This is a genomic window from Iodobacter arcticus, assembly GCF_042664895.1.
GTDB classification, from domain to species: domain Bacteria; phylum Pseudomonadota; class Gammaproteobacteria; order Burkholderiales; family Chitinibacteraceae; genus Iodobacter; species Iodobacter arcticus.
In genome coordinates, this window is record NZ_JBHTBQ010000044.1 from 1 (window position 1) to 12,623 (window position 12,623).

12 protein-coding genes are annotated in these 12,623 nt (G+C 46.7%); all 12 read left to right on the forward strand.

Features of this window, described 5'->3' with window-relative positions:
* Positions 1-343 precede the first annotated feature (343 nt).
* The 12 genes from rpsB (at position 344) to fabZ (ending at position 12,608) form a co-directional block, all read left to right on the forward strand.
* On the forward strand, positions 344-1,066 hold the full coding sequence (rpsB, locus tag ACFQNF_RS17475; RefSeq protein WP_046350090.1) for a 30S ribosomal protein S2: 723 nt from the start codon (positions 344-346) through the stop codon (positions 1,064-1,066).
* A 155-nt stretch (positions 1,067-1,221) separates the two neighbouring features.
* Positions 1,222-2,097 (forward strand): translation elongation factor Ts, encoded by an 876-nt coding sequence (gene tsf, locus ACFQNF_RS17480; protein ID WP_380189196.1) that lies wholly within the window; start codon positions 1,222-1,224, stop codon positions 2,095-2,097.
* Between the two features lie 88 nt (positions 2,098-2,185).
* Complete coding sequence (gene pyrH, locus ACFQNF_RS17485; protein ID WP_046350092.1) at positions 2,186-2,905, forward strand: UMP kinase; 720 nt, start codon at positions 2,186-2,188, stop codon at positions 2,903-2,905.
* A 105-nt stretch (positions 2,906-3,010) separates the two neighbouring features.
* Positions 3,011-3,568, forward strand: coding sequence for a ribosome recycling factor (gene frr, locus ACFQNF_RS17490; protein ID WP_380189197.1), 558 nt, complete (start codon positions 3,011-3,013; stop codon positions 3,566-3,568).
* 62 nt (positions 3,569-3,630) lie between these two features.
* Positions 3,631-4,383 carry a polyprenyl diphosphate synthase gene (gene uppS / locus ACFQNF_RS17495; RefSeq protein WP_380189989.1) on the forward strand — a complete coding sequence of 251 codons (753 nt, stop codon included), beginning with the start codon at positions 3,631-3,633 and terminating at the stop codon, positions 4,381-4,383.
* The gene (locus ACFQNF_RS17500; protein WP_380189198.1) at positions 4,377-5,204 is read left to right on the forward strand and encodes a phosphatidate cytidylyltransferase; all 828 of its coding nucleotides are present in this window, start codon (positions 4,377-4,379) and stop codon (positions 5,202-5,204) included. Before uppS ends, ACFQNF_RS17500 begins: the two co-directional genes overlap by 7 nt.
* Before the next feature lie 247 nt (positions 5,205-5,451).
* Complete coding sequence (gene ispC / locus ACFQNF_RS17505; RefSeq protein WP_380189199.1) at positions 5,452-6,666, forward strand: 1-deoxy-D-xylulose-5-phosphate reductoisomerase; 1,215 nt, start codon at positions 5,452-5,454, stop codon at positions 6,664-6,666.
* A complete protein-coding gene (gene rseP, locus ACFQNF_RS17510) occupies positions 6,660-8,009 on the forward strand; it encodes an RIP metalloprotease RseP (protein ID WP_380189200.1) in 1,350 nt (449 codons plus the stop codon). Before ispC ends, rseP begins: the two co-directional genes overlap by 7 nt.
* 154 nt (positions 8,010-8,163) lie before the next feature.
* The gene (gene bamA, locus ACFQNF_RS17515) at positions 8,164-10,428 is read left to right on the forward strand and encodes an outer membrane protein assembly factor BamA (protein ID WP_380189201.1); all 2,265 of its coding nucleotides are present in this window, start codon (positions 8,164-8,166) and stop codon (positions 10,426-10,428) included.
* Between the two features lie 19 nt (positions 10,429-10,447).
* Positions 10,448-10,942, forward strand: coding sequence for an OmpH/Skp family outer membrane protein (locus tag ACFQNF_RS17520; RefSeq protein WP_380189202.1), 495 nt, complete (start codon positions 10,448-10,450; stop codon positions 10,940-10,942).
* Between the two features lie 4 nt (positions 10,943-10,946).
* Positions 10,947-11,996 carry a UDP-3-O-(3-hydroxymyristoyl)glucosamine N-acyltransferase gene (gene lpxD / locus ACFQNF_RS17525; protein ID WP_380189203.1) on the forward strand — a complete coding sequence of 350 codons (1,050 nt, stop codon included), beginning with the start codon at positions 10,947-10,949 and terminating at the stop codon, positions 11,994-11,996.
* Positions 11,997-12,155: 159 nt separating this feature from the next.
* Positions 12,156-12,608, forward strand: coding sequence for a 3-hydroxyacyl-ACP dehydratase FabZ (gene fabZ, locus ACFQNF_RS17530; protein WP_380189204.1), 453 nt, complete (start codon positions 12,156-12,158; stop codon positions 12,606-12,608).
* The last annotated feature ends 15 nt before the right edge of the window (positions 12,609-12,623 follow it).

Genomic DNA, 12,623 nt, shown 5'->3' on the forward strand with positions numbered 1-12,623 from the left:
GATGGGCATGATCCACCTCCGCAAAATAGAACGTTCGTTCACTTTACGCCGCGCGAATGGCTAAATCAAGGGTTCCTGAGCAAGAGACATAATCAGGTTAATTTAAATGCTATTGGTGTTTTTATGGGGTGGGTAGAGGCTTTAATCTCGGCTGCGGATGGCTAATTTTACAGCAAACCGTACTTTTTCTTGAGTAACAGGGCATGAAGTGATTATAATCCTGTGCTCTGTGGGCATGGTGCCTGCAGATAATTTTGGCGCTCACCCCGTTAAGGGTGCTCTGAATCATTGATTTGGGGTGTCGTGTGGGCGCTAGATGTAACCCTTAGCTTGGAGTTTTACTATGTCCGTTAGCATGCGCGATATGCTTGAAGCCGGTGTCCACTTTGGTCACCAAACTCGTTACTGGCACCCAAAGATGGGTCAATACATTTTTGGCGCACGTAACAAGATTCATATTATCAACCTCGAAAAAACACTGCCATTGTTTGAAGAAGCTGTTAAATACGCTCGTCGTATTGCTGCAAACAAAGGTACTGTTCTGTTCGTAGGTACTAAGCGTCAAGCTCGTGAAATTGTTGCTGAAGAAGCAGCACGTTGCGGCATGCCTTTCGTTGATCACCGCTGGTTAGGCGGTATGCTGACTAACTACAAAACAGTTAAGCAGTCGATCAAACGTCTGGAAGAGTTGCAAGTTATCGTTGCTAATGAAAACAGCGGCTACGGTAAGAAAGAATTGCTAGACATGAATCGCGAAGTTGAAAAACTCAATCGTAGCCTAGGCGGTATCAAGGATATGAAGGGTCTGCCAGACGCGATTTTCGTGATCGACACAGGTTACCAGAAGGGTACTTTGGTTGAAGCTAAGAAACTGGGTATCCCGGTTATTGGCGTAGTTGATACCAACAACAACCCGGAAGGTATTGATTTCGTTATCCCTGGTAACGATGATTCAAGCCGCGCAATTCGTTTGTACGCTCAAGGTATGGCTGATGCCGTGCTTGAAGGTAAAAACCAATCAGCACAAGAACTTGTCGAAGCAGCTGCTGCAGCCACTGCACAGTAATATCGTAAAGTTAATATGCGAAAAAGGGGCGTTTCGCCCCTTTTTTGTAAATGATAGATAAGTAGCTTTGTATTTATTGCGGGCAAGCGTTTTTATGCGCCGAATGCCCCATTTATAAATGCTCTACTCTTTACCCGGTTTCAGGAGAAATAATCATGGCGGAAATTACCGCGAAGATGGTTGCCCAGCTGCGCGAGCTGACTGGCCTTGGCATGATGGAATGCAAAAAAGCTTTAGTTGAAGCCGATGGCGATATCAAAAAAGCTGAAGAAGTCATGCGAATCAAGTCTGGCAATAAAGCATCCAAGCTGGCTGGCCGTACTGCTGCTGAAGGTATTATTGCTGCATTTATCTCTGACGATAAAAAAATCGGCGCGGTGCTTGAAGTAAACTGTGAAACAGACTTCCTGGCTAAAGACGAAGGTTTTATCGCTTTTGCTAAGCTGGCTGCTCAAGCTGTTGCTGATGCAAACCCGGCTGATGTTGATGCATTGTCGCAAGTTGTAGTGAATGGCAAAACAGTTGAAGAAATCCGTAAAGATGCTGTTGCTAAACTGGGCGAAAACGTTACATTGCGTCGCTTTGCACGCTATGAAACAGCAGGCCAGGTTGCAGCTTATCTGCACGGCAACAAGCTTGGTGTATTGCTCGACATCGTTGGCGGTGATGAGCAATTAGGCAAGCAAATTGCGATGCACATTGCAGCAACAAAGCCAAAAGCACTTGATGCAAGTGGCGTACCTGCTGAATTGATCGAAACTGAACGTCGTGTTGCAACTGAGCGCGCTAAAGAAGCGGGCAAGCCAGAAGCCATGCTGGAAAAAATCGTTGAAGGCACTGTTCAAAAGTACCTGAAAGATGTTGTTCTGCTGAGCCAATCATTTGTAATGGACGACAAAGTAACCATCGAGCAGTTGTTGAAAAACAACTCAGCAACAGTGAATGCATTTAATCTGTTTGTTGTTGGTGAAGGTATTGAAAAAGTAGTGGTTGATTACGCTGCTGAAGTAGCTGCTGCTGCAAAGATTTAAGTCTATTTAATTAGATTGTTGTTCTATGCGCCGCGCGGTAACGTGCGGCGTTTCCACAATTCGCCCTCCATGGATAAGGAAGCTTCAAATGAGCCAAGCACCCAAATATAAACGCATTTTGCTGAAACTCTCCGGCGAAGCCCTCATGGGTGAGGATAGCTATGGCATTAATCGCGTTACGATTGATCGTATTGTTGGTGAAATCAAAGCGGTATTAGATCTTGGTGTTCAGGTTGGCGTAGTGATCGGTGGAGGTAATATCTTCCGTGGCGTAGCACCTGCTGCTGCCGGGATGGATCGGGCCACTGCAGATTATATGGGGATGCTGGCTACAGTGATGAATGCACTGGCTTTGCAAGATGCAATGAAGCGCGCTGGTATTGTAAGCCGTGTTCAATCTGCACTGACCATTCAGCAAGTGGCTGAGCCGTATGTTCGTGGCAAAGCCATTCGTTATCTTGAAGAAAATAAAGTCGTTATTTTTGGCGCAGGAACGGGTAACCCTTTCTTTACTACCGATACTGCCGCAGCCTTGCGCGGCATGGAAGTAGGTGCTGATATTGTACTGAAGGCCACTAAGGTCGATGGCGTTTATACCGATGATCCTAAGAAAAACCCAGATGCCGTACGCTATCAAACCTTGACTTTCGATGAGGCCATTGGCCGTAATCTGAAAGTGATGGATGCCACAGCTTTCGCGCTTTGCCGCGATCAAAATATGAATTTAAGCGTGTTCAGTATCTTCAAAGCAGGCGCATTAAAGCGTGTAGTTCTTGGGGAAGATGAAGGGACGCTGGTACACTGCTAAGCCATTTTAAATGGGCGGCCAAGCTTTAAGCGGCGCTTTGCGTGATGAGTTGGCCATGGCTACAAATGATTACTCATTAGAATAGAGTAAATAAGGGAATACATTATGATTGCAGATATTAAAAGCAATACCGATACTAAGATGCAAAAATCAATCGAGGCTTTGCGAGTTAATCTGGCAAAAGTTCGCACAGGTCGCGCACACGTTGGTTTATTGGATCATATCAATGTTGATTACTATGGTGCACCTACTGCAATTAATCAGGTAGCCAATGTCACTTTGATTGATTCTCGTACCATTGGTGTGCAAGCTTGGGAAAAAACCATGATTTCCAAGATTGAAAAAGCAATTCGTGATGGTGATTTAGGCTTAAATCCGTCAACCAACGGCGATGTAATTCGTGTGCCGATGCCTGCTCTGACCGAAGAGCGCCGTAAAGATTTAACAAAGGTTGTTCGTAACGAGTCAGATGATGCTAAGGTTGCGGTGCGTAATATTCGCCGCGATGCCAATGAGCAACTAAAGCGCCTAGTGAAAGATAAAGACATTTCTGAAGATGATGAGCGTCGTGGAAGTGATGATGTTCAGAAATTAACAGATAAATATGTAATTGAAATTGATAGGTTGTTGGCAGAAAAAGAAAAAGAACTAATGACAATGTAATCATTTACTGGCCGGTGCAATCTATTGTGCCGGCCAGTAAACGTAAGGGGTTTGGTGTGGCCATATTCAGTAGCTCTACTAAAGAAGTACCGCAAGATATTGCAGCTGTTCCTCGTCATATTGCCGTGATTATGGATGGCAATGGCCGTTGGGCAAAAAAACGCATGATGCCTCGTGTTTTTGGACACAAGCGTGGTGTAGAAGCCTTGCGTGATACGGTTCGAGCTTGCGATGCCTTGGGCGTAGGCTATCTCACTGTATTTGCATTTAGTAATGAAAACTGGCGTCGCCCGCAGGATGAAGTCTCCTTTTTGATGGGGCTTTTTCTGAAAGTGTTAAGCGGTGAAGTCAGCCGTATGCATGAAAAAAATATTCGCCTGAAAATTGTGGGTAATCGTGAACATTTCGGCCCCGAATTAGTGGCTTTAATCGATGCGGCCGAAGAAAAAACTGCGGCCAATACCGGCTTAACGCTTTCAATTGCTGCGGATTACGGCGGCCGTTGGGATGTCATCAATGCCACACATAAAATGCTGGCTGAACATCCTGAATTAAGCACTTGCTTTACCGAGGATGATTTATCGCCTTATCTGGCGATGGCTTATGCTCCTGAGCCGGATTTATTTATCCGTACAGGCGGCGAGCAACGAATCAGCAATTTTCTTTTATGGCAGCTTGCTTATACCGAGCTTTATTTTAGCGACATGCTTTGGCCGGATTTCGATCGCAAGACATTAGAAGTGGCAATTGACTGGTATCACGGCCGCGAGCGTCGTTTTGGCCGTATTAGCGAGCAACTTCAATCCTCATGTTAAAAGCCCGTATTCTTACCGCTCTGTTGCTGCTGCCGATTGTGCTGGCGGCTATTTTCTTGTTACCGCAAATGGGCGTCATCGGCTCATTTGCATGGATTGCCTTTTGCGGCTTAGTGGTTGTGGTTGCCTCTTGGGAATGGCAACGTTTATCCGGCATGCAAGGCTGGGTGGCTAAAGCTTATCCATTGCTGAGCGCACTTTTATTTGCTGCGCTCAGTCAGCTTGTTTATAGGCCCTCTTTATTGCTTGGCCTGATGCTGGGGGCTAGTCTTTTTTGGCTCTTCATTACACCTTGCTGGCTATCAAAGAAATGGAAGCTGGCGAATGCAGGCAATTTAAATATTTTGCTTGGCTGGGCCTTGCTGATGCCTGCAGGGCTGGCGCTGATTGTTTTACGCACCGCGGGCCCTTGGGCCTTGCTAGCTGTTTTGGCGATTGCTTGGGTTGCAGATTCGGCGGCATATTTTTTCGGAAAAGCATTTGGTAAGCACAAGCTAGCCCCGCAAATCAGCCCTGGTAAAAGCTGGGAAGGTGCAATAGGCGGCTTGTTTGGTGTCTTGGTTTATACCTTTTTTCTTCCTAAGTACCTGTTTTTTCATGGCGAGTTATTGGCCTTGTCTGTGTGGCTGGCCATTGCTGTAGTACTGACCGCCGTTAGTGTGATGGGTGATTTGTTGGAATCCTTATTTAAACGACAAGCAGGAATCAAAGACAGTAGCCATTTATTGCCTGGCCATGGTGGCGTACTGGATAGAATTGATAGCTTGCTGGCGATATTGCCTATCGCTGCTGCGATCTATCTTGGTTTCTTGTTATTCTAAATTCAAACTGCGCACATCAATTGTCTGTTGCAAGATAAACGAACAATTCTTATTGCTTGAGTGGCAAGCTTTAAAATCGCAATGCAGATAAGACAATCGCTTGAAAATCATGCCTGATGAAAATAAATGACCGATATCAGGCATGATTTAAACAGGTATTTGTGTTGTCGATTTTATTGCTTGTTTCAAATAGGCTGTGTTTTGTTGTTGTCTTTTCAGACATATTAAAGCGCAAGGCCATATCATCATGTCCTCTATACAAAAAATCACTATTCTTGGCTCTACTGGCAGCATTGGCGTCAATACGCTTGATGTAATTGCCCGATATCCTGAGCGTTATCAAGTCTTTGCATTAAGCGGAGCCAGTCAGTTAGAAAAGCTGGCCCAGCAATGCGTGCAATTTAAGCCGCGCTTTGCCGTTGTTTTGGATGCGATTTCTGCTCAAACTTTAGCAGTGCTTTTAAAAGAAAAAGGATCTGCTACTGAAGTTTTGTGGGGTGCGTCGGCGCTGAGCGATGTTTCTTGTGCTACTGAAGTGGATGCGGTGATGGCGGCTATTGTAGGAGCGGCAGGTATGCAGCCTACTTTGGACGCGGCGCGTGCAGGCAAGCGCATTTTGCTTGCGAATAAAGAGACGCTGGTGCTTGCGGGCGCCTTATTTATGGATGCCGTGCGTGAATCGGGTGCGGCGTTATTGCCCATTGATAGTGAACACAATGCGATTTTTCAGGTTTTACCCCCGTTTTATCGAGAAAACCCTTACGCAGCAAATTTACAGGCGGCAGGTGTTAAACGTATTCTACTCACCGCCTCAGGTGGGCCGTTTCGTACCATGCCTCAGGCCGAATTGCAGCATGTCACCCCGGATCAGGCTTGTAAGCATCCTAACTGGTCGATGGGGCGCAAGATCTCGGTCGATTCTGCCTCTTTGATGAATAAGGGTTTGGAGGTCATTGAGGCGCGCTGGTTATTTAATGCCCCCGAAAAAAGCGATATTTCGGTGATTGTGCACCCACAAAGCGTGGTGCATTCGATGGTCGAATATATGGACGGCTCCGTCCTTGCTCAGCTTGGTAATCCCGATATGCGTACGCCAATTGCATATGGCATGGCTTACCCGGAACGCGTGGATGCAGGCGTGAAATCCCTCGATTTCTTTAGTGTAGGTCGTTTGGATTTTGAAGCGCCCGATTTACAACGTTTCCCTTGCCTGCAGCTGGCGTTTGATGCGCTTGCCGCAGGTGGGGCTGCGCCTGCCATTTTAAATGCAGCAAATGAAATTGCCGTTGAAGGTTTTTTGAATAAATCCCTGTGTTTTACGAATATTCCCCGTTTGATTGATGCTGTGCTCAATGAATGCACTCACCGTGCAACGGCCGAATCATTAGGTGCTCTGCTAGCGGCGGATCAATCCGCTCGGCTTGCTGCACGGGCATGGCTGCAGGCGCATCCCCTATGTTGACGTCTATGCTGGCGTTTGTGATTGCAATTGGTATTTTGGTGTCTATTCATGAGTACGGGCATTACCGCGTTGCAAAAAGCTGTGGTGTAAAAGTATTGGTCTTCTCGATTGGCTTTGGCAAGCCACTTTGGCAATGGCAGCGTGGTGAAACGCTGTGGCAGGTTTGCTCAATTCCTCTGGGCGGCTATGTCAGCATGCTGGATGAGCGAGAGGGCGATCCGATTGCCGAGGCTGATTTGCCAAGGGCATTTAATCGCCAATCGCCCCTGGCAAAAATGGCGATTGTTGTGGCGGGGCCGTTGGCCAATTTTCTACTGGCTATTTTGCTTTACTGGGGTTTGTCTTTGTCTGGGGTTGAGGCTTTACGCCCCCTTGTTTCCTTTGTAAGCCCCGGCTCTGCTGCAGAAAAATCGGGGATAAGGCCCGGTGATGAAGTGCTGTCTGTATCAGGTACAGCGATTTCCAGTTGGGATGAGCTGCAATTAGGGCTGTTAGAGCAGAGTGGTGGCGCGGTAACAGTAGCCTTGCAGCTTAGATCAATTACTGGTTCAGAACGTGTGGCCAATCTGGATTTGAGTCATTTAAGCCGTGATGAAATTGATCAGCAGCTGTTATCTCGCTTGGGCGTTTCTCCTGTTCCTTTAAGCCTGCGCATTGCGCAAGTTGCACCTAAAAGTGCGGCGGCCAAGGCGGGGGTAATGGTGGGCGATCAGTTACTGATGATTAACGGCGTGTCCCTGCATGGCTGGCAGGATGTACAGCAAAAAGTCTCTTCTTCAGCGGCTCAACCCCTGCTTTTAAGCTGGAAGCGAAACGGGCAAGTCATTGAACGCACAGTTATTCCTGATGCCATAGAAGAAAACGGCAAGAAAATAGGCAAGCTTGGCCTCGCTCCGGAAGTAGACGCTGCGGCATGGAAAGAGCAGCGATTTGTGCGTGATTTTGGCTTTTTCGAAGGCTTGCAATATGGCCTTCAAAAAACATGGCAGGGTAGTCGTCTTACTTTGGTGATGTTTTGGAAAATGCTGACAGGGGATGTGTCAATTAAGCAAGTAAGCGGGCCAATTACGATTGCAACTTTTGCGGGAGAAAGTGCCCGATTGGGGCTGAATGCATTTCTTGAATATCTTTGTGTAATTAGTATTAGTTTGGGGGTTTTAAACCTGCTACCCTTGCCGGTGCTGGATGGCGGGCATTTGATGTATCATACGGTAGAATTTTTGACGGGGCGGCGTCTGCCGCCTGAGGCCGAAGCATTTGGCCAGCGCGTTGGCATTATTTTATTATTGGGACTGATGTCCCTCGCGTTTTATAACGATATCCATCGACTGTTTCTTGGTTAGCTGTTTGCCAAGAAATTCAAGGCCAGGGTTTACCGCTGTAATTAAGGGTTTTGGGCCGTTTTTTAACGCAGTGTGGGCTTTGCGGTTGTTTCGCTATGGCCTGCTAACTCATTAGTGACTCTTCAGAATAATGAAATTAAAATCGATAAACTTGTTGTTAGCAGCGGCCCTCGCCGGTATTGCCTTACCTGGTTGGGCGGTTGAGCCATTCGTGATTCGCGATATTCGCGTTGAGGGGCTGCAACGTACCGACGCCGGAACGATTTTTAATTATTTGCCGGTTAAAGTCGGCGATCGTTTTGATGATGATCGTGCACAAGAAGCGATTAAGGCCTTGTTTGCAACTGGCTTTTTTAACGATGTGCGGGTTGAATCAAACGGCAGTGTCTTGATTGTCACCGTTGACGAGCGCCCGACCATTGCACAGATTAATGTCAATGGCTCCAAAATGCTGGAGAAAGATCAAATTAAAAGCGCGCTGAAAGGCCAGAGCTTTGCAGAGGGGCGCATTTTTGATCAGAGCGTTTTAGACGCTGCAGTACAAGAAATCAAACAGCAATATTATTCGCGTGGCCGCTACTCTGTGGTCGTTAAGTCAGAAGTCACCAAATTAGAGCGCAACCGTGTGGGTGTGCAGCTGGATATTTCTGAAGGCGAAGTTGCGCGTATTCAGCAGATTAATATCGTTGGCAACAAAGCTTATTCAGAAGATGATTTACTCGATATGCTGAGCCAGACTACCGGTGGCTGGATGACTTGGTATACCAAGGCTGATCAGTATTCAAAACAAAAGCTATCTGCCGATTTAGAAAAACTGCGGTCTTGGTATATGGATCGCGGTTATATTGAATTTAATGTGGAATCCACCCAGGTTGCTATTTCGGAAGACCGTGAAGGTATTTTCTTAACGCTCAATGTAACTGAAGGCAAGCAATTTGAAGTGAGCGACGTTAAATTACTCGGTGATACGGTTATTGATCCCGCTATTTTAAAGAAGCTCATTACTCTAAACACGGGCGAAGTGTTTTCGCGTGAAAGTTTAAACAAATCAACCGCTGCTATTACAGAGGCATTGGGTGAAGAGGGATATGCGTTTGCTAATGTGAATGCCGTACCTGAAATCGATCAGAAGAACAATAAAGTCGCTTTTACCTTTTATGTTGATCCGGGCAAAAAAACCTATGTAAGGCGGATTAATGTAAATGGAAATTCACAAACACGCGATGTGGTCATTCGCCGCGAATTACGCCAGTTAGAATCCGCCGCTTACGATGGTGCCAAAATCAAGCGTTCTAAACAGCGTTTGGAGCAACTTGATTACTTTAGCGAGATTGTCGTCGATACCCCTCTGGTGCCAGATACGGCCGATCAGGTTGATATGAATGTCACCGTTACTGAAAAGAAATCAGGCAGTTTCAATATTGGCGCAGGGTATGGGCAAAGTGAAGGGATTGTTTTAGTTTTATCTCTTTCACAAAATAACTTCTTAGGTAGTGGTAAGCAATTTGCGGTTGAAGTGAATTCCAGCTCGTCTAATAAAGTGTATTCACTTGGCGTAACCAATCCTTATGCCACGCCGGATGGCGTGTCTGTGGGCTGGAATATTTATCGCCGGGATACCGATCCTTCCCGCGTGGATTTGGGTCAGTACACCACATCATCTTATGGTTTTAGCTCTAACTTTAGCTTGCCATTAACAGAATCGAACCGTATTGGTTTTGGCTTGGGCTTTGAGAGCCTCGCCATTCAGGCAGATGCTTCTGCGCCTAAACATGTGCTGGATTTTGTGAATAGCCAAGGCTCTAGAAACAAAACCTATCCGGTAAGTATTAACTGGGGCCGTGATACACGTAATAGTGGCTCATACCCGACATCAGGCTGGCTATTAAGCTTGAATGGCGAAGTAACCGCACCATTCTCGGATATTGACTATTACAAGCTTTCGACAAGAAGCCAATACTTTATTCCATTTGGCAAAGAAATGAGCTTGATGTGGAATGTGGAAGGCGGCTACGGCCACACCTATGGCAATAGCATTTACCCCTTCTATAAAAACTTTTATGCCGGTGGTGTAGGTTCTATTCGCGGCTTCAGATCCGGATCGGTTGGGCCAGTTGATAGCCGTGGTGACGGGATGGGGGGCGATAAGCGGGTTATTAATAACTTTGAATTCTTCTTCCCGATTCCAGGCCTGAAAAATGATCGCTCGACACGTTTAAGTGTCTTTGCTGATTCAGGTGCGGTATGGGGTGCAGGATCAAAACCCAATGTGAGCGAAATGCGCTATTCCGCTGGGGTGGCCTTTACTTGGGTCTCACCTGTAGGGCCGATTAAATTAAGCTGGGCCGCACCATTTAATGCTCAGCCAAACGATAGAGTTGAACGCGGTCTTCAATTCCAATTGGGTCAAGTATTCTGATTTTAAGGAGCCACTATCTATGTTGAAATGGCCACGTGCAATATTGCTGGCAATGGGTGTTGTACTGTCTACCAGTACATTTGCAGCGGATATGCGAATTGGTTTTGTAGATACCGAGCGCATTTTGCGTGAGGCGTCTCCCGCCGTCAGGGCGGCCAAAAAGATAGAGCGTGAGTTCGATCCACGTAAGTCTGATTTGCAGAAAATATCGGCGCAAGGTAAAGCGTTGCAGCAGCTATTAGATAAGGGCACGCTTGCTGAGGCCGATCGGCGTATTAAAGAGCGTGAGCTCATTAAAATGAATCAAGACTTTCAGCGTATGCAGCGTGAATTTAATGAAGATATGAATACACGCCGTAACGAAGAATTATCGGGCCTGCAAGAGCGTGTAAATAGCGCAATTGCACAAATTGCCACCAGCGAAAAGTACGATTTAATTTTGCAGGAAGTGGCATGGCGCAGCCCGCGGATTGATATTACAGACAAAGTATTAAAGCTTTTAATGGATAAATAAACGCATGGCTTTATCTTTTACTTTATCCAGATTTGTGGAGTTGCTAGGCGGGGAACGCCATGGTGATGACGTATTGATTACAGGTGTTTCTGCTTTAGAGAAGGCTGCGGAAGGTGAAATCGGATTTTTAGCTAACCCTCGTTTGCGTGCGCAATTGCAAAGCAGTAAGGCGGCGGCCTTTATTGTACGCCCAGCAGAAAGCGCCAGCTTAGATCGCCCGCATATTGTCACGCGAGATCCGCAGCTTTATTTTGCACAAGTAGCGCAATTGCTACACCCAAGGCCGGTTGCACGGGCAGGTATTCATCCCCGTGCGGTGGTTGATTCATTGGCATTTGTGGCAAAAAGCGCGCAAATTGGCCCCGGAGCGGTGGTTGAGGCCGGTGCCCAGATTGGCGAGCGCACGATTGTGATGGCCAACGCTTATATCGGTGAGCAGGTTGAAATTGGGGCGGATTGCCTGATTCACCCTAATACCAGCGTGCATCGCGGGGCTTTTATTGGTGATCGCGTTATTTTGCATAGCAATGCGGTGATTGCCGGCGATGGTTTCGGCAATGCTTGGGCTGTGGACCATTGGGAAAAAATCCCTCAGCTTGGCCGCGTATTGATCGGTCATGATGTTGAGATAGGCTCGTGTACGACGGTAGATCGGGGCGCACTTAACGATACCATTATTGGTAATGGTGCTCGAATTGATAACCTGATCCAGGTGGCGCATAACGTACAAATTGGCGAGCACACTGCGATGGCGGCCTGTGTAGGCATTGCGGGCTCGACCAAAATTGGTGCGCGCTGTCAGATCGGGGGTGCAGTAATGATTTCCGGGCATTTGGAAATCTGTGATGGCGTTACGGTTTTAGGTGGCACGCTGGTGGGCAAGACTATTCGTGAAGCAGGCGTGTACTCAGGTTCTTACCCGATGCAAACACATGATGATTGGCGGCACAATGCCGCTCATTTACGGCATTTGGATGAATTAGCCAAGCGGGTTAAACAGCTTGAAAAAGAAATCCTAGTGCTGCAATATCCGGTAAAAAAGCTTGAGGAATAAATCCAAATAGCACCTTGTTTGATTGATGAAAGATGCGAAACAATTCCCCTGCTAAGGTATGCCGAAGCTGGGGTTTTTTGCTGAGTCATTGGCTTTATGAATTAAGCAATTTACAAAAAAAATTATGGTGCCTACAGCACCGGTTGGAGAATAAGAGTAATGAATCAGATTATGGATGTTTTAGAAATCGCTAAGTGTTTACCGCATCGCTATCCGTTTTTATTAATTGATCGCGTCGTAGAGATGGAGCTCGGTGTTTCAATTAAAGCCATTAAAAATGTCACGATTAATGAGCCATTTTTTCAAGGGCATTTCCCGACTTATCCGGTGATGCCCGGTGTGCTGATTCTGGAAGCGCTGGCTCAGGCTGCGGGTGTTCTGTCTTATAAGAGTCTGGAAGTCGCCCCTTCAGAAGACTCGCTTTATTTCTTTGCGGGTATTGATAATGCGCGCTTTAAGCGCCAGGTTGTGCCGGGTGATCAGCTGACTTTATGCGTGCAAATTACAGCCAATAAGCGAGGCATCTGGAAATACAAAGCGCAGGCTTTTGTAGGAACCGAATTGGCCGCCGAAGCGGATTTGATGTGCGCGCAACGCGAAATCAAGCGCTAATTGCCTGAGTAATCT